The sequence below is a fragment of the Vibrio sp. 11-4(1) genome (assembly GCF_013048625.1).
GTDB classification, from domain to species: Bacteria; Pseudomonadota; Gammaproteobacteria; order Enterobacterales; family Vibrionaceae; genus Vibrio; species Vibrio diabolicus.
In genome coordinates, this window is record NZ_VHSY01000002.1 from 615,617 (window position 1) to 634,461 (window position 18,845).

Annotated in this window: 16 protein-coding genes; 8 read left to right on the forward strand and 8 right to left on the reverse strand. The window is 44.4% G+C overall.

What is annotated here, in order from left to right; translation table 11 throughout:
• Positions 1-68 precede the first annotated feature (68 nt).
• From FKN16_RS06150 to FKN16_RS06180, 7 genes are all read left to right on the forward strand, one after another.
• On the forward strand, positions 69-1,046 hold the full coding sequence (locus FKN16_RS06150) for a lipid A deacylase LpxR family protein (protein WP_170902296.1): 978 nt from the start codon (positions 69-71) through the stop codon (positions 1,044-1,046).
• 211 nt (positions 1,047-1,257) lie between these two features.
• A complete protein-coding gene (gene pflA / locus FKN16_RS06155; protein ID WP_005390663.1) occupies positions 1,258-1,998 on the forward strand; it encodes a pyruvate formate lyase 1-activating protein in 741 nt (246 codons plus the stop codon).
• A gap of 154 nt (positions 1,999-2,152) precedes the next feature.
• The gene (locus tag FKN16_RS06160) at positions 2,153-2,818 is read left to right on the forward strand and encodes an energy-coupling factor ABC transporter permease (protein WP_006742143.1); all 666 of its coding nucleotides are present in this window, start codon (positions 2,153-2,155) and stop codon (positions 2,816-2,818) included.
• Between the two features lie 136 nt (positions 2,819-2,954).
• Positions 2,955-3,455 (forward strand): YfbU family protein, encoded by a 501-nt coding sequence (locus FKN16_RS06165; RefSeq protein WP_005390659.1) that lies wholly within the window; start codon positions 2,955-2,957, stop codon positions 3,453-3,455.
• A 486-nt stretch (positions 3,456-3,941) separates the two neighbouring features.
• Positions 3,942-5,876, forward strand: coding sequence for a PrkA family serine protein kinase (locus FKN16_RS06170; protein WP_005390658.1), 1,935 nt, complete (start codon positions 3,942-3,944; stop codon positions 5,874-5,876).
• A gap of 47 nt (positions 5,877-5,923) precedes the next feature.
• Complete coding sequence (locus tag FKN16_RS06175) at positions 5,924-7,195, forward strand: YeaH/YhbH family protein (protein ID WP_005390656.1); 1,272 nt, start codon at positions 5,924-5,926, stop codon at positions 7,193-7,195.
• An 11-nt stretch (positions 7,196-7,206) separates the two neighbouring features.
• Positions 7,207-8,766, forward strand: coding sequence for a SpoVR family protein (locus FKN16_RS06180; protein ID WP_006742146.1), 1,560 nt, complete (start codon positions 7,207-7,209; stop codon positions 8,764-8,766).
• A gap of 77 nt (positions 8,767-8,843) precedes the next feature.
• Here the strand turns inward: FKN16_RS06180 and kdsB are convergent, their stop codons facing one another.
• Genes kdsB through FKN16_RS06205 form a run of 5 tightly spaced genes read right to left on the reverse strand, consistent with a single transcriptional unit; the run spans position 8,844 to position 14,810 of the window.
• Complete coding sequence (gene kdsB, locus FKN16_RS06185) at positions 8,844-9,599, reverse strand: 3-deoxy-manno-octulosonate cytidylyltransferase (protein ID WP_170902297.1); 756 nt, start codon at positions 9,597-9,599, stop codon at positions 8,844-8,846.
• Positions 9,599-9,778: a Trm112 family protein gene (locus FKN16_RS06190; protein ID WP_005390649.1), complete on the reverse strand. Its 180-nt coding sequence runs from the start codon at positions 9,776-9,778 to the stop codon at positions 9,599-9,601. The genes kdsB and FKN16_RS06190 overlap by 1 nt, the downstream gene beginning before the upstream one ends.
• A complete protein-coding gene (gene lpxK, locus FKN16_RS06195; protein WP_170902298.1) occupies positions 9,759-10,766 on the reverse strand; it encodes a tetraacyldisaccharide 4'-kinase in 1,008 nt (335 codons plus the stop codon). The genes FKN16_RS06190 and lpxK overlap by 20 nt, the downstream gene beginning before the upstream one ends.
• 5 nt (positions 10,767-10,771) lie before the next feature.
• Positions 10,772-12,520: a lipid A ABC transporter ATP-binding protein/permease MsbA gene (gene msbA / locus FKN16_RS06200; protein ID WP_005390646.1), complete on the reverse strand. Its 1,749-nt coding sequence runs from the start codon at positions 12,518-12,520 to the stop codon at positions 10,772-10,774.
• Positions 12,521-12,551: 31 nt separating this feature from the next.
• Positions 12,552-14,810, reverse strand: a complete 2,259-nt coding sequence (locus FKN16_RS06205; protein ID WP_170902299.1) for a DNA internalization-related competence protein ComEC/Rec2 — start codon at positions 14,808-14,810, stop codon at positions 12,552-12,554.
• Between the two features lie 8 nt (positions 14,811-14,818).
• On the opposite strand from FKN16_RS06205, the gene FKN16_RS06210 reads away from it, so the two are divergent.
• Positions 14,819-15,328, forward strand: coding sequence for a DUF2062 domain-containing protein (locus FKN16_RS06210; protein WP_005390643.1), 510 nt, complete (start codon positions 14,819-14,821; stop codon positions 15,326-15,328).
• Between the two features lie 148 nt (positions 15,329-15,476).
• Here FKN16_RS06210 and lolE read toward each other — a convergent pair whose 3' ends face one another.
• Genes lolE through lolC form a run of 3 tightly spaced genes read right to left on the reverse strand, consistent with a single transcriptional unit; the run spans position 15,477 to position 18,632 of the window.
• A complete protein-coding gene (gene lolE / locus FKN16_RS06215) occupies positions 15,477-16,721 on the reverse strand; it encodes a lipoprotein-releasing ABC transporter permease subunit LolE (protein WP_170902300.1) in 1,245 nt (414 codons plus the stop codon).
• A gap of 2 nt (positions 16,722-16,723) precedes the next feature.
• Positions 16,724-17,431 carry a lipoprotein-releasing ABC transporter ATP-binding protein LolD gene (gene lolD, locus FKN16_RS06220; RefSeq protein WP_170902301.1) on the reverse strand — a complete coding sequence of 236 codons (708 nt, stop codon included), beginning with the start codon at positions 17,429-17,431 and terminating at the stop codon, positions 16,724-16,726.
• Positions 17,424-18,632: a lipoprotein-releasing ABC transporter permease subunit LolC gene (gene lolC / locus FKN16_RS06225; protein ID WP_065645406.1), complete on the reverse strand. Its 1,209-nt coding sequence runs from the start codon at positions 18,630-18,632 to the stop codon at positions 17,424-17,426. Before lolC ends, lolD begins: the two co-directional genes overlap by 8 nt.
• Positions 18,633-18,845 lie beyond the last annotated feature (213 nt).

Below are 18,845 nucleotides of genomic sequence, written 5' to 3' on the forward strand. Positions count from 1 at the left end.
TGTGATATTACGAAAGATTTTGCCCACATTCTTACGTATGATGCGAAAAAAGTTAGTAAATAAAGTATATGAAACTCAGTAAATTAATTGTTCTTACTCTTCTTTCTCCAGTTGCGATGGCATCCACTAAGTCTACGGTCTCTTTTACACTCGACAATGATGGTATTTTCGGCGTCGACCAAGACTACACAAATGGTATTTTTCTTTCCTACGCAACAGGCCAACTGAAACAAGAAAGCCAATGGAAATGGCTGAGTCTGGCAGACTCAGTACACCCCAATATCGATAAAATAGAGTTGGTTCTTGGCCACAAAATGTGGACTCCAAGCGACATTGAAGCGGATTATCCACTGGTCAATGATCGCCCATATGCGGGTTATCTACATACTGAGATCAACTATCTTTCTTTGACTGATGACAAAGCCGTCCGCTACAACTTCACCATCGGTGCAACAGGTGAAAGTTCGCTTTCAGAAAAAGCGCAAGAAATCGTTCACGGCATAACAGGCTCGACCGACCCACAAGGTTGGGATTACCAGATCGACGATAAAGTGGCGTTTAGCCTTGGCTACCGCGTATTTAATAAATTGATGCGCAGCGAAGGACAAAAAACGCAATGGGAAATCACCAACATTAACGACATCAATGCGGGTAACTTCCGTAGTGATGTCTCTCAAGGCGTCATGTTTCGTTGGGGTACAAACCTAGCAAGCAGCATCGGAGCCGCCAATATTAGTGTAGAGAGCCCATTCTCAGCGAGTATGCTCGCACAGGATACTTCAAGCTGGTTCTTATTTACGGGGTTTGAAGGTCGTTACCGTTTCAATGACATGACCATCGAAGGCGATCGCCCTGGTATTCCTGAGCCATCAGCGCCATACGACGTCACACTGCAAAATTGGCAAGCAAGCGCCGTAGCAGGTGCAACTTGGTATAACCAAAATTACGGTGCAAGCCTAACCTTTACGATAAAAACGCCAGATTATGAAGAATCCCAAACTGATGTTTATGGGACAGGCTCCTTCTCTGTGTTCGCCTTTTTTTAAAAGCTGACTTATCCCTGTATCCACACCAATCTAAATACAAGGCAAGTTCTCTCGTTTGGTATTAACCAACCCTGTGATCAAGCATTTATTTAGATTGGTCTATCTATTTTCTTTCTTCACATAACCTTGCCTTTAGTACCGACAAAGCTGTTTTAACCCTGCTTTTTGTAATAAAATAACAGCTAGAATTTACTAGTAATGAGAGCAAAAGATGTCAACAACTGGTCGTATTCACTCATTTGAGTCATGTGGTACCGTAGACGGACCTGGTATTCGTTTTATCGTCTTCTTGCAAGGTTGTTTGATGCGCTGTAAGTATTGCCACAATCGCGATACATGGGATACGCATGATGGCAAAGAAGTTACGGTTGAAGAGATCATTTCCGAAGCGAAAAGTTACCGCCACTTCATGAATGCATCAGGTGGTGGCGTTACTTGTTCTGGCGGCGAAGCGATGCTTCAACCTGAATTTGTACGGGACTTTTTCCGCGCAGCTAAAGCAGAAGGTATTCATACGTGTCTAGATACGAACGGTTATGTTCGTAAACACACTGATGTTATTGATGAAGTACTGGATGCAACAGACTTAGTAATGCTTGATATCAAGCACATGAAAGATGAAGTGCACCAAGATCTCATCGGCGTATCGAACCGACGTACATTGGACTTTGCTCGTTACTTGCAAAAAATCGGAAAGAAAACTTGGATTCGCTATGTAGTCGTGCCTGGTTACACAGATGACCCTGAAGCAGCACACATGCTTGGTGAGTTTATTAAAGATATGGATAACATCGAAAAGGTCGAGTTACTTCCTTATCACAAATTGGGTGCCCATAAATGGGAAGCATTGGGCTTAGAATACCCACTCGAAGGGGTAAACCCTCCACCGAAAGAAACTATGGACGAGATTCAATCCATTCTTGCGCAGTACAACGATAACGTAAAATACTAAGTGAACAGCAAGACTAACCTCTTTAAAATACCAGCATATTGCTGGTATTTTTTTAACTATACCTAAGTACCTTCAATGAATCTCTATGAGTTGATTTAGGTATAAAAAGAACAATAGAAATGATTGCGTCATGATCGCATAGGAAGGAAGTAACATGGATTGGTTTAACTTGGGCTCTCTGGTTGTCATACTTTGGATAGTGCTCGCCTACTGTCTACCAGATTGGAAAAAAGTAGTTTGGCCCAAGCTTGAAAAGGAAAAAGCATTTCAGCACCTCGTTTTTGCAACACTCTTTTTTTTCAGCATCCTATGGGCAACTCAAGCAGGCGTAAAAGAAGGACTACAGATTCATTTTCTCGCGCTAACAACGCTGACGATGATGTATGGTTGGCGTATGGCCTTTCTAATCAGTATCCCCGCAATGCTGGTCAACCACCTGCTACATGATGTGTCGTTGTTGCAGTTACCCACGTCTTTAGTATTGTCTGCCCTGCTTCCTATCTTCATTAGTTACCTCGTCTTTCTTTTGAGTTATCACTACTTGCCAAGAAACATTTTTGTGTTCATCTTCGTTGCAGGTTTTTTCAACGGCGCGATAACAGGAAGCCTGCATCTGCTGATTAACTCCTTTTACCATTTATCGGTTGGTCATTACGATTGGGAAACCATTCAACATAACTACTTTATTTTTGTACCGTTGCTTGCCTTCCCTGAGGGCCTATTAAATGGTATGTCACTGGCGGTTTTAACCGTATTCAAGCCAGAGTGGCTAAGAGTATTTTCAGACCGAGACTACATATACAATCATTACCATAAATAAGTGTTTTTAAACTGGTCAAAAGTGACAGTTCTTGCCATTTTTTAGTATTAAATATGTGTTGAGATCATGTTTCACTCATGTCTTAAGCGTTAACCTAAGCACATTAAAAATGTATTAGATATCTAGTGAGGTCATCATGGAAATGTCAAACGCTCAACGTTTGATTCTATCAAACCAATACAACCTTATGTCTCAACTTGATCCAAGTAATGCGGCCAAATACAAACGCTTACAAACGATCGTTGAACGTGGCTATGAGCTACAAATGCGTGAGTTGAATAAAGATTTCGGCTGTCTGTCAGAAGCGGAGTGTCGTGAGATCATCGACGTTATGGAGATGTATCACGCGATGCAAGAATCTTACAACATGCTCGATACCGAAGATCGTAACAAAGTGGATCAGCGCCGCTTGCAGTTCCTTGGGTTTGATATTGCTTCAGAGGCCCAACAAGTCCATTACGTACGCTTCCTTATTGATTCTGAAGGTCTGTACCCTCAATTTGATAAAGCAGACCATCACTTTAACAGCCAAATGCCAATGCTGGATAAATACCGTCGTATGCTACAAACTTGGCGCAACTGCCCTCGTCAGTACCATTTATGCGAAAACGAGCTTGCACAAATCTTCAGCGCATAAACTATTCGTCTACGAAAAGGAAAGCACTCGCTTTCCTTTTTTATTTGCCCTGTCACAACCTTACCGCTGCTTTTTCACCTTCTTACGCTTCCCTTGTGCGATGTAGAGCAATGAATCACTGAGACTCTTCTGTCTTTGCCAAATATCTGATTTCTATTGCACCTATTCACGACATAAATTCATCTTCAGTGAAAGAGTGATTCAAATGTCACTTTTGCAATAAATTCATAATTGTTAAGCAAAATTGCAAATCCCCGACTAGGCTTAAGTAGAGAAAGGCTGTGATTGAAAGATTCATACCCACCGCTCACCGTTGTAATGAAAAAACTGTCCATAAAGCAAAGTCTTTGGTGTCGCCAATCTTACATTCTGTACGAACCAAATGTGATAACAGGACGTATATTCAAACAACAAGGAGCATAACAATAGGTGGGAAAGCCTGAATCAACGTTCGTCGGTAGACTGACTATTAAAGGGGAAAGCGACATGAGTATTTTCGACCACTATCAATCAAGATATGAAGCTGCAAAAGATGAAGAGATGTCGTTACAGGAGTTTCTAGCCCTGTGTAAGGATGACAAAAGCGCTTATGCTAATGCAGCAGAACGCCTACTGATGGCGATCGGTGAACCAGAGATAATCGATACGGCAAAAGACCCGAGATTGAGCCGCATCTTCTCGAATCGTGTTATCTCTCGTTATGAAACCTTTAAAGATTTTTATGGTATGGAAGATGCCATAGAGCAAATTGTGTCTTACCTAAAACACGCGGCGCAAGGTTTAGAGGAACGTAAGCAGATCCTTTACCTACTCGGTCCTGTCGGCGGTGGTAAGTCCTCACTTGCTGAAAAACTTAAGGCTTTGATGGAACAGATGCCTATCTATGTTCTTACTGCTAATGGCGAACGTAGCCCAGTGAATGACCATCCATTCTGTCTATTCAAAGCCACGGAAGACGGCGATATTTTGAAAAAAGAATATGGCATCGAGCAACGTTATCTTCGCTCGATTATGTCGCCATGGGCCGCTAAGCGCCTTCATGAATTTGGCGGCGATATCACTAAATTTAAGGTAGTGAAAGTTCGCCCTTCAATTCTCGATCAGATCGGTATTGCTAAAACAGAACCTGGGGATGAAAACAACCAAGATATTTCATCACTGGTTGGTAAAGTCGATATCCGCAAACTCGAACATTATTCGCAAGACGACCCAGATGCCTACAGCTACTCCGGTGCGCTGTGTAAAGCAAACCAAGGTTTAATGGAATTCGTTGAGATGTTCAAAGCGCCGATCAAAGTACTTCACCCACTATTGACGGCAACGCAAGAAGGTAACTTCAACGGTACTGAAGGTCTATCTGCGATTCCATTCGACGGTATGATTCTGGCTCACTCGAACGAATCTGAGTGGCAGACTTTCCGTAACAACAAAAATAACGAAGCCTTCCTCGACCGTGTGTACATTGTAAAAGTACCTTACTGTCTCCGCGTATCCGAAGAAGTGAAAATCTACCAAAAACTGCTTGAAAACAGTGAGCTGTCTCAGGCCCCTTGCTCTCCAAGCACGCTCGAAACTCTAGCGCAATTCAGTATTCTTTCACGCCTGAAAGAACCTGAAAACTCATCCATTTTCTCAAAAATGCGCGTCTACGATGGTGAAACGCTAAAAGACACCGATCCGAAAGCGAAAAGCTATCAAGAGTATCGTGATTATGCGGGTGTCGATGAAGGCATGAATGGTCTCTCTACACGTTTCGCCTTTAAGATTTTGTCGCGCGTATTTAACTTCGACCAAACCGAGGTGGCAGCCAACCCTGTACACCTGTTCTATGTGATTGAACAACAGGTTGAGCGTGAACAGTTCCCTGCTGAAACGGCAGAGAAATATCTCGAGTTCTTGAAAGGCTACCTAGTGCCTCGCTACGTTGAATTTATTGGTAAAGAGATTCAGACCGCTTATCTCGAGTCTTACTCTGAATACGGTCAGAACATCTTCGACCGCTATGTCACCTACGCAGACTTCTGGATTCAAGACCAAGAGTACCGAGATCCAGAAACTGGTCAGCTATTTGATCGATCTTCACTGAACGCTGAACTAGAGAAGATCGAGAAAACCGCTGGTATTTCTAACCCGAAAGATTTCCGAAACGAAATCGTTAACTTTGTGCTTCGTGCGAAAGCGAATAACAATGGTCAAAACCCGGTTTGGACCAGCTACGAAAAACTGCGCACAGTAATCGAGAAGAAAATGTTCTCCAATACCGAAGAGCTACTTCCGGTTATCTCATTTAATGCGAAAACCTCTTCTGAAGATCAGAAGAAGCATGACGACTTTGTCGCTCGCATGATGGAAAAAGGCTATACCGAGAAACAGGTTCGCCTACTTTCTGAGTGGTACCTACGAGTACGTAAGTCATCCTAACCCAGTATTGAGTTAGGTCGCTTGTGAAACATGAAGAGGGCTATTTCATGGCGCAATTTATAGACCGAAGGCTCAATGGCAAGAACAAGAGCGCTGTTAATCGACAGCGCTTCTTGAAGCGCCACAAAGAGCAAATAAAAGAGTCGGTAGCAGACGCAGTGAATCGACGCTCGATTACGAATACGGAAACGGGCGAAGACGTCTCTATCCCTCACAAAGACATCAATGAGCCGATCTTTCATCAAGGCAAAGGTGGTGTTCGCGAACGAGTTCATCCCGGCAATGACCAGTTCATTACTGGTGATAAAATTGAGCGTCCTAAAGGTGGCGGTCAAGGTAGTGGCTCGGGAGAAGGCAATGCCAGTCCAGATGGAGAAGGCCAAGACGAATTTGTATTCCAAATATCAAAAGATGAGTACCTCGATATTTTGTTCGAAGATCTCGAGCTGCCTAATCTAGAAAAAAACCAAATTGCCAAAATTACTGAATGGAAAACGCACCGCGCAGGCTTTCAAACTGCTGGTATCCCTTCAAACATTGCGGTAGTACGTTCGCTGCAACAATCTCTTGCACGACGTACGGCAATGACCGCGGGTAAGAAACGTCTTCTCAAAGAGCTAGAAGATGAACTTGCTCGCATCAAAAACATTGAACCCGCTCAGCAGTTTGAAGAGAACCGCTTGAAGGCTGAAATTGAAGAGCTGCGTAAGAAAATTGAGGGGGTTCCATTTATTGACACCTTCGACTTACGCTTTAAAAACTATGAAAAACGCCCTGTACCATCTAGTCAAGCTGTGATGTTTTGTTTGATGGACGTATCGGGCTCGATGGATCAAGCAACGAAAGACATCGCAAAACGTTTTTACGTTCTGTTATACCTGTTCTTAACTCGTACTTACGAGAATGTAGACGTTGTCTTTATTCGCCACCACACCCAAGCGAAAGAAGTGGACGAGCACGAGTTCTTCTACTCGCAAGAGACCGGGGGCACTATTGTATCCAGCGCATTGAAACTGATGGACGAAATCGTAAAAGAGCGCTATCCAATTGGACAATGGAACATTTATGCTGCGCAAGCATCTGATGGCGATAACTGGGCAGATGACTCGCCAAGATGCCGCGATCTATTAGTGAACAAACTACTGCCAAACTGTCAGTACTACTCCTACATAGAAATTACGCGACGCTCGCACCAAACTCTATGGCATGAGTACGAAAAACTCACCGATGAATTTCCGAACTTCGCAATGAAAAACATTCGCTCTGTGGAGGATATTTTCCCAGTCTTCCGTGAACTATTCCAAAAAGAAACGGCGTAAGGAGGCTAGCGATGAGTACCGCAACGAAAAACCTCTCAGGAGAGGCGCCTAAGAAGCGTAATAGTAAAATGCTGCCAGATGGACCGGATTGGACATTTGAGCTGTTGGAACGCTACCACAAAGAGATTAAGCGTGTCGCACAACACTATCGCCTAGACACTTACCCTAACCAGATAGAAGTGATTACTTCCGAACAAATGATGGATGCCTACTCAAGTATTGGTATGCCCATCAATTACAACCACTGGTCGTTTGGTAAAAAGTTCATCCAAACGGAACAGAACTATAAGCATGGTCAAATGGGGTTAGCCTACGAGATTGTCATTAACTCCAATCCGTGTATCGCCTATTTGATGGAAGAAAACACCGTGACAATGCAAGCGCTAGTGATTGCTCACGCTTGTTACGGGCACAACTCTTTCTTCAAAGGTAATTATCTGTTCCAAACCTGGACGGACGCTAGCTCCATCATCGATTATTTGCTGTTTGCCAAAAAGTATTTGGCTGAATGTGAGGAGCGATATGGAGTACAGGAAGTGGAAAAACTGCTCGACTCCTGCCACGCCTTAATGAACTTTGGTGTGGATCGTTACAAGCGACCAGAAAAAATCTCCATTACCGAAGAGAAAGCGCGACAAGAAGAACGCGAGGCATACTTACAGTCTCAAGTGAATGAATTGTGGCGCACAGTACCAAGAGCCAAAACCAAAGAGGAAGATCTTAAAGAGCGTTTCCCAAGCGAGCCTCAGGAAAACTTGCTCTACTTTTTCGAAAAGCATGCCCCGCTACTAGAGCCGTGGCAACGTGAAGTCGTGCGGATTGTACGCAAAATCAGTCAGTATTTTTATCCGCAAAAACAAACGCAGGTCATGAACGAAGGCTGGGCAACATTCTGGCATTACACCATTCTCAACCATCTTTACGATGAGGGTTTGGTATCCGAAAAGTTCATACTAGAGTTCTTACATAGCCATACCAGTGTGGTAGCTCAACCGCCTTATAATAGCCCTTACTTTAATGGTATTAATCCATACGCCTTGGGCTTTGCAATGTTCCGGGATATTAAACGTATCTGTGAAGAACCAACTGATGAGGACAAGGAGTGGTTTCCGGATTTGGCAGGAACCGATTGGTTAGATGCGGTACATTTCGCGATGCATAATTTCAAAGATGAAAGCTTCATTAGCCAATACCTTTCTCCGAAATTAATGCGTGATTTCAAGCTGTTTGCGATCAACGATGATGACCACAAAAACTTTATTGAAGTCGCCGCGATACATGATGAGATGGGTTATAAACGCATTAGAGAAACCTTAGCCGCTCAGTACAACTTATCTAACCTTGAGCCAAACATTCAGGTATTTAATGTCGATGTTCGTGGGGACCGCTCACTCACGTTGCAATACGTACCTCATAACCGAATCCCGCTTGATGACAGTTACGAAGAAGTTCTGAAACACGTATACCGATTGTGGGGATTTGATGTCATTCTGCAAGAAGTAAAAGACACAGGTCACCGAGAAGTCTTAGCGACCTGCCCTAAACGGAACCAATATGACACAAACATCTAACTAATACTTGGATATAAGCAACAAAAAGGCTCCTAATTCAGGAGCCTTTCTCGTTCTTAATTCAATGTGACCTTTAGTTATGCTTGCTTCGCCACAATAGCGCGCACCGCCTCTAGATCTTCTGGCGTATCAACGCCGGCTGCTGGCGCTTCTTTCGTTACCGCTACATGAATTTTTTCACCGTACCAAAGCACTCGTAGTTGCTCAAGGCACTCGATCTGCTCCAATGCGCTCGGAGCCCAGTTTACATACGTATTAATGAAACCAGCTCGATAAGCATAAATACCAATATGACGCATTAATGGATTGGCAATGATTTTGTCTTGTTTGGCAAAGTTATCGCGATCCCAAGGGATAGTTGCTCGGCTAAAGTACATCGCATAGCCTTGCTCATTAGCCACAACTTTAACTGCATTCGGATTGAACACTTCTTCTTCCGAGTCTATTTCTACGGCTAATGTCGCCATCGGAGCATCACACCCCGATAAGTTATCAGCAACCTGACGAATGATAGACGGTGGAATCAAAGGCTCGTCCCCTTGCACATTAACAATAATGTGGTCTGCAGGAATAGCCATCTTTTCAACAACTTCAGCAAGGCGTTCAGTACCTGATTCGTGGTTAGGAGAGGTCATACAGACTTTACCACCAAACGACGAGACAGCATCAGCAACACGCTCGTCATCAGTTGCCACGATAACATCTTCCGCACCCGCTTGTAGCGCTTGCTCGTAAACCCACTGAACCATAGGCTTACCGCCAATATCCGCTAACGGTTTACCAGGCAAGCGGCTCGATGCGTAACGCGAAGGAATGACAACCGTAAAAGACATTAGCGTCCCTCATCCATACTCATAGTACGAGCCTCAGGCTCGAGCAGAACGGGAATACCCTCTTTGATTGGGTAAGCGAGGCGATCCAATTTGCAGATCAACTCTTGATTCTCTTTATCGTACGTCAGCTTACCTTTGCAAACAGGGCAAGCTACAATCTCAAGCAGACGGTGATCCATAAGCCGCTTTAACCTCTTTTATTCTCTTTAAAATTTGCTCTGCATCGTTTGGTTCAAACTGGGCAGATACAGGCAGATACCACCAATTATCTTGCGCATAATGGCTGCACTTGACGGCATCTTTCTCGGTCATAATCACATTGGCCCCTTGTTGAGCCAATGCTTCTAATTCTTGTTGGTCAAAGTCTTGATGGTCAGCAAAACCTTTTGTGACTTTAACATCTGCGTTCATCGAGTTTAGTGTATGAAAAAATCGTGGTGGATGCCCAATCCCTGCAAATGCCACTAGCTCTTTTAACTCAGAAACTTCCACAAGTTGCTTAGTCTTGAGATTAATGGCTTTAGATGGCGCTAAAGTCATTGCGATTTCGCCCGTATGTGCTTGACCGCCATTGGTGATGATAAAGTCGACTTCAGCAAGACGCTCGACCCCTTCACGAAGTGGGCCAAGCGGAATGAGGCTTTCATTGCCAAATCGGCGATTCCCATCCACAATCACTAACTCAATATCACGGCCTAACGCATAATGTTGTAACCCATCGTCCGTAATAATGATATCCACACCTGACTCAAGCAGTGCTTTCACTGCATTTGAACGCACCGGGTCTACCGCAACAGGCGCTCCTGTGCGTCGATGAATCAACTTAGGTTCATCACCACAATGTTTCGCAGGCGTATCTTCTTTTAGCACTAACGGATAGGCAGGAGCTTTTGCTCCATAGCCACGAGAAACGACCCCTGGCTTAAGCCCAAGCTGTTGCAGTTGCTCAACAAGCCAAACCACAACTGGTGTTTTGCCATTACCACCAGCCGTGATATTGCCGACAACAATAACGGGGATAGGCGCGTTGTAGGCTTGCTTACGGCCTGTTTGATATTTCTTTCGCTTAGACTTACTTATTGCTCCAAATAATACACTCAGTGGCCACAAAAGCGGCCACAAGAGGTATTTTATTGGATGGTTTTCAAACCAGATTTTTTCAACCACCGCGTCTATTCACCAAACTGAATACGGTGCAATTGTGCATACGCACCATTTTTTGCAATAAGATCGGCATGGTTGCCACGCTCAATGATGGCGCCATCATCAACCACAAGAATCTCATCGGCTTTCTCGATAGTTGACAAGCGGTGCGCAATCACGAGTACCGTTTTGTCTTTCTGCAGCTCATCTAATGCAGCTTGGATAGCGCGTTCTGATTCTGTATCCAAAGCAGAGGTTGCCTCATCAAGAATCAATACCGGTGCATCACGCAATAGAGCACGTGCAATAGCGACACGTTGACGTTGACCGCCAGATAGACTCGCGCCATTTTCACCAATCATGGTATCAAGCCCATCATCCATTTTGCTGATGAATTCCATAGCATGCGCGAGTTTTGCCGCTTTCTCGATATCACTGCGCTCGTATTTTCCATCCGTTGCGTAAGCAATATTGTTTGCAATCGTGTCATTAAATAAATGAACATTTTGTGATACTAGCGCAAACTGCTGACGCAAGTTCTTTAGCTCGTATTCACGAATATCATGTCCGTCTAATGTGATGGAGCCACTATCAACATCATAGAAACGATTGAACAAGTTCGCGATGGTACTTTTACCGGAACCGGAACGACCAACCAGCGCAACGGTCTTCCCTCTTGGAATATCGAAGCTGACATTTTCCAATGCTGGCTTTTCTGCGCCAGTATAAGTAAAGCTTACGTTTTTAACTGAAACATCGCCATTTGCGCGTTCAACTGTCAACTTACCTTCGTTTTTCTCAGGCTCAAGGTCAATCAACGCAAAGAGCGTTTGGCTCGCGGCCATACCACGTTGGAACTGAGAGGTAACGTTAGTAAGCGCTTTAAGCGGACGCATCAAACCAAACATCGCAGAGAAGACAACGGTAAATGTACCTGGAGTCAGTTGCTCTTTAATCGAGTCAATACTTGCTAAGTAAAGAACGGCAACAATAGCAAGTGACGCAATCATTTGGATGATAGGGTTAGCCGCTGCTTGAGCTGTCACCAACTTCATGCTTTGTTGACGCATTTGGTTGCTGACTTTTTCAAATCGTTTACGTTCGATATCCTGGCCGCCGTAGCTCAACACGACTTTATGGCCTTTCAGCATCTGCTCTGCTGACGCAGTCACGTTGCCCATCATTGTCTGCATATTTTTGGATATTTTTCTAAAACGTTTAGAAACGACACCAATACCCCACGCGACAACAGGAGCAACAGCAAACAGCACTAACGACAACTGCCAGCTGTTGTAAAACATCAGGACTAACAGGCCAATGATACTTGCACCTTCGCGAACGATGCTCACTAACGCTTGGCTAGTTGCCGCAGATACTTGCTCTGAATCGTAGGTAATGCGTGACAATAAATTGCCCGTCTTTTCCTTATCGAAGTAAGACACAGGCATATGCATAAAGTGATTGAATACCATACGGCGGACTTGCATAACCACATTGCCGGATACCCAGCTCAAACAGTATGTGGAGACAAATCCACTTATGCCACGGACAAACATCATGGCAAAAATAATCAATGGAAGCGTGCGTAGAAAATCAGATTCAGCGTTCCCAAAACCTTCATCTAGTAATGGTTTTAATAGGGAAATCATATAGGTATCTGATATAGCATTAATAACTAATGCAATGACTGCAACGACAAGACCTGACTTGTAAAGGCGAATAAATTGCCATAGACGCTTAAACGTCTGCCAAGTCGTTTCATCAGTATTTATCGACATAGAAGTGCTTTATTTTCTTACATTAAGACTCTCATTCTACTCCCTTACGCAGCATCTGCCTATACCAAGGCTCAAATGTATCGCTACGTTTGGTTTCTGAGCGCCAATTATCACGGTGAATAGAGAAGCTTACCTGACCATATTCCCCAGTATCAAGCCAAGTAATGTCAAGCTTGCGATATGCTGCAACAACATGTTCTGCCGGCATTCCCCATTGATTATTTTTTGCCAAAGAAGCAACGGCCACACTCGGGTTTACCGCCTCAATAAAGCGAGGATTCGACGAACTTTTACTACCATGATGAGGGACCAACATCACATCACTTTTTAACTTTTCAGGCTCCCTGAGCAAGATCCACTCGCTAATGGTCTCAATATCACCAGTAAAAAGCATACTGAACGTAGAAATAGGGTCGGTAAGGCGTAGTACACAAGAGTGCGGATTATATGCACGTTGAACAAGAGCAGGAGGCCAAAGTACTTCTATATTTAACCCTTGCCATTTCCAATGATCGCCGCGAGTACAAGACTCATATCCGATAAAGTTTTGGCTACTGAGTTTGCGCTGTGGCGAAAAGGAATCTTCAATGAACAAGCGTCCTCCTGCATGGTCATTGTCGGAGTGGCTGAGGATCATCGTATCGATGCTTTCATAACCTCGTTGATGCAAGACCGGAGTGACGACCTGCTCCGCAATACTGCCATTTTGCCATGCTTTACCTGTATCATAGAGCAACACTTTATCGTCTTTTTCTACAATCACCGCAAGGCCATGGCCCACATCTAGTACATCAATGCGCCAATGTTGCTGATCATATTCCGATGTGAGCATAATACTAATTACAATGCCAAGTAACAAACACCACGCGTACTGAAACATGAATCGTTGAAACACCAAGCAAATAATTCCCGCCAGAATCAACCCTGTCATTTCTATACTAATGGGTTGCCAGGAGCCTATCGCGTACTGAATTGACGTGCTCAATGGCTGCAATGACCAGTCCACCAACTGCCACAGAGGCTTTGCTATCATTTCAAGAAATAAAGATGAGAACAGGGCCAGAAACATCAAAGGCACAACGATAAATCCGAACCAAGGAATAAACGCCAAGTTGTATGCAATTGATGACAAACTGAAACCAGAAAAGTAATAGCCACTAATAGGCACGATTAACGCACTCAACATCAATTGAGTAAGCAATAACACTTTTAACTTCGCCTTCCAGCCCCCGTTTTGATGCCGAATCAAATTGATTGCAAACAGCACTGCGCAAACTGACAAATACGATAACCAAAAACTCATGCTATACGATGCAAAAGGTTGAACAAGCAGTTGTAGCGCTACCGCGAGCAAAAGTACCCGCCAGGAAGCCCAGTGCACTAAGGTATATTTGAGAACGACGTAAATAACACATACAGACACCGCGCGGGTAGTAGGTAATGAGAAGTCCGCTAACCAAGCATAGGCAACGGCAAACATCAGCCCACATAAGCTAGGCAATAGCTGGTATTGAGGTAACGCATAACGAATGGCACCGCCCACCACTACCCCAAAAGTAAACGCCATACCAATATGTAAGCCCGAAATCGAGACCAAGTGCAGTAAACCACTGTCTCTGAGTGCTTGCCAATCCTCCTTAGATAACCAAGAGCGATCGGCAAAAACTAACGCATTTATTAACGAGAAATGATGAAGGGAGGACACATCCTCCGAAACATCAGCGATAATGGCTTGGCGCAAAGATGTAGTAGAGCGAATAATCCAGGTAACATCCTTGTTAACAACACCGCGTGCGATAATGCTTTTACCCATTGCGTGCTTTTCGGCATCAAAACCAGCTTCGTTGCGTAGGCCTGTAATCGGCTTTAACGAGACGGATGTCGTAAACTCACTGTTAACATCGAGTGGAAAAGGCGTAATAAGACGGATTTTAGGTTTAAGAAAAGGTAACAGAGTTTGAGAATTTACCTTTTTTAGAGCCACAATGCCTTCATATCCGTGACTTATTTGCGTAAAAGGGCTGTCAACTTTACCAATTATGGTAATATTCTCCCCTGCTTGAAAAAGGGCTTGTCTCTGAGACTCCAATACATTGCCGTGGACGATGACAACCATAAAGCCCGCAATTGCGCCTATGCTAATTAAGCCACGACGTAATTTGATTATTGAGCCAGTGGTTATTATTCCCAGCAGCAGCCAACGCCAATCTGGTATTGTCGGCCACCAAGCTGACGAAATTACGCTCGCTACAAATAACGCCAAGGTCCAACTTTTTTCTGAGAGAGTCATGCTGTCCTATGCCTAGAAAGCTGATAAAACGCTTCATGCCAGATCATGAATTGATCAAACGCCAAAAAGCATTGAAGGTCTTCGGCAATGTGTTGTACAACCCGAACTTGTGGTGTTTAAATCGTCGCTCGGCGTCTGGGGCTTTTGCTGTCGGGTTATTTATGGCATTTGTTCCGCTACCAAGCCAAATGATCATGGCTGCAGGTTTGGCAATCATGCTTGGCGTCAATTTACCTCTCTCCGTCGCTTTGGTATGGATAAGCAACCCCATCACCATGCCTGTGTTATTTTATTTTGCGTATAAGCTTGGCGCTTTAGTGATGCATGTTCCTCCGCAACCTTTCCACTTTGAACTTTCGTGGGAATTCATCATGCAACAGATGAGCACTATTGGCCCTCCATTCTTATTAGGCTGTGCTATCTGTGGTGTCGTATCCGCGATTATTGGCTACTTCGGCATTAGAGGACTTTGGCGCTACTCAGTGGTTCGGAGCTGGCAAAAACGCAAAATAAGATAAGACGTTACTGCATAAAAATCAGCATTTGCGCTATCAGTTGAGGGGCACCTAACAGTTAGAATGAAACACGATGTCGCTCAAGTTGGACAAATACAAAAAAGGACCGAATTCGGTCCTTTTTGCTTTTCTCGTATTGTAAAACGGTTGGTTATTTAGAACTCAGCACCGCTGCTGGATTTAACTTCGCGGCGCGAGAAGCGGGATACCACGTTGCAAGCAAACTCAGAACGATCGCCGTCATCGATACCAATGCTACGTCTGGCCAGTGTAACTGTGATGGTAAGAAGTCAACGAAGTAAATATCACCCGATAAAAACTGATGTCCAATTAAACTTTCTAGCCCTTTTATTAACGGGGTTAGATTTAATGCCACTAATACACCGATAACACTGCCGACGAGACTGCCGAATACACCAGAGAACACACCTTGCCAAACAAAGATACGTTTGATTAGGCTATCTTTTGCTCCCATAGTTCGCAAAATTGCAATTTCTGCGGCTCGATCTTTCACTGCCATCATCAGCGTAGACACAATGTTAAAACACGCCACGCCAATCACCAGTACCATCACCAAGTACATAATAGTGCGCACGAGTTGTATATCGCGATATAAAAAACCAAACTTTTGCTGCCAGCTTTTCAAATACACGTAAACATCCACCATGCTACCTACCTCACGAACAATAGAAGGTGCATTGAGAACATCATCCGTTTTTAGTGAAATGCCAGTGACCCCTTCCCCTAACCTCGCGTATTGCTGAGCATCCGCTAATGGTACTAACGCTAGAGAGTGGTCGATTTGGCCATTCAACGTTAAGAACCCTGACACCTTCACGCGCACACGCTTAGGAGCCTGCACTTTTTTTGCGCCGCCTGTTTGCGGAATCATCAACGTAATGTAATCCCCCACGGCGACATTTAGCTCGTTTGCGACACCTCGGCCTAAGATCACTTGCTGCTGACCGGCATAAAAGTTTTGCCAAGCTTCCTGGTCAATAAAATTCGATAAGCTCGACACCGCTTGCTCGAAAGTAGGCTCTACGCCACGAACTTCTATCGCTTTTAGATTACTGCCTTTTTCTGCTAACCCCGTAAAACGAACGTACGGCGCTGCCGCAACAACATCTTCATGGTTTAGAGCTTGATTCATCGTTTTGGTGTAGTTATGAAGCGGGCCATTAACGCCTTCCAACTCACCGTGTGGAATAACTGACAACACACGCGATTGCAGCTCGCGCTCAAAGCCATTCATTGCAGAAAGACCGATAATGATCACGGCTACACCAACCGCAATGCCAATCGTTGAAGAAAGCGAAATGAAAGACACCATCTTGTTGCGCTTTTTCGCTCGACTGAAGCGACCACCAATCATCAATGCTAAAGAGGTAAACAAAATTAGCCCTCCGCAAACGCAGTATCAGTCACAAAACGATCCACGAGCAAACCATCTTGCATGTGCATTTGACGATCCATTTTCGCCGCCAGCTCTTTATCATGCGTGACAACCAAAAATGCAATGTTTGACTCTTTATTGAGCTCGCGCATCAAATCATAGATAGACAGTGCCGTATTATGATCTAAGTTCCCCGTAGGTTCATCGGCCAAAACCAGATCAGGCTTATTCACCAATGCACGCGCAATCGCAACACGTTGACGCTCACCGCCCGATAACTCAGAAGGCCTGTGTTGCATCCGATGACTCAAACCAACTTTATCTATCAACGCTTTAGCCGCCTGTTTTGCATCCGCTACTTTAGCGCCGCCAATCATCAGTGGCATCGCCACGTTTTCAAGCGCAGTAAAATCAGCTAACAAGTGATGGAACTGGTATACAAAACCAAGGTGCTTGTTGCGTAAAGCCGCCTGTTTATTCGAACTTAAAGCCGATAGGTTTTGCCCTAGAAAATCAACTTCACCATGAGTTGCGTCATCTAACGCCCCTAGAATATGCAATAAGGTACTTTTTCCGGAACCAGAAGAGCCAACAATAGAAACCAGCTCCCCTTTATCGATATCGAAACTTACGCCTTTCAACACTTCCGTATCTAACGAACCCTCTCGGTAGACTTTACGAATATCACGACATTCTAATAGCTTATTCATAGCGAAGTGCCTCAGCAGGTTTAACAGAAGATGCTCGATAAGAAGGATAAAGCGTAGCAGCAAGGCTAAGAGCAATCGCCAACACCACCACTAAAAGAATTTGCAGTGAATCAATCAAGATGGGTAGATGACCACCAAAACTGAATAGCGCCACACCAGCAGATTCAAGAATCGCATTTAGATTAAGTGACAAGATCACGCCCGCAGCGCCACCGACAATCGCGCCAATTACACCGCTGCTCGCCCCTTGTACCATGAAAATGGTCATCACTTGAGATTGAGTCATGCCTTGAGTTTTCAATATTGCGACTTCTGATTGTTTCTCCATCACCACCATGATTAAGGCGGAGATAATATTAAATGCAGCAACTCCCACGATCAGACCTAGCATGAGTCCCATCATGTTCTTTTCCATTTTCACCGCTTGGAAAAGCTCACCACGCTGTTCGCGCCAATCACTCCATTGCCACCCGTCAGGCATGGGTTGATCAGCAAAATCCGTCACCATAAATGGATCAGAGAAAAAGACACGCCAACCAGAAACCGTGTCTTTCGGAAAGCGCATCAGCTTAGATGCATCCGTCATGTTAACAATCATTAATTGACCATCAACGTCCGATCCCGTGTTGAAAATACCAGCGACAGTAAAATTGCGCTGGCTAGGAATACGGCCAAGTGGGGTAAACTGCGTCGCGTTGGTCACCATTAAGCGCACTTTATCCCCCATTGATACCTTTAGAGAGCGCGCCAAACTATGACCTAAAAAGACATTGTAATCGCCCGCTTGAAGTGACGATAATCGCCCAGCAATCAAATGGTTGCTAATCGGGTCGCCTTTCTTTGGTTCAATGCCAATGAGGTAACCTGCCGTCAGTTGCGCAGAACTCTGAATTACAGCCTCTCCACGCACGATAGGCTCCGGTTCAGATTCACTCGACATCGCTTGAACAAATGAAGGGGCAGACTCGGTCAACGGCGTTTTTCCATCGTGTTGTGAAACAACAGCGTGAGGCAGCACACCTAAAATGCGCTCTTTTAACTGCGATTCGAACCCATTCATCACAGAAAGAACCGTCACCAACGCCATTACACCGATCGTAATACCCGCCGTCGACATATAAGAAACAAATCGGCTGAACCTATCTCCAGAGCGTCCCCGAAGATATCTCAAACCAATAAATAATGAGATAGGATGATACATATAAGACAAACCAACTGGTTGTTTTGATATAAAGCTTTAGCAGATTATCTTACCTTACTCTTCTCATTAAGAAGACAAGAGAATCGCTAAATTTGTCAACGACATGCAATAAGTCTGTATTTAGGGCAAAAAGTTCAAGGACAAATCAGGTAAACTTGATAACTTCATTCAGTTAGCGATAATCAGTGCCCTACTTCTCTTTGTTTGTTGAGT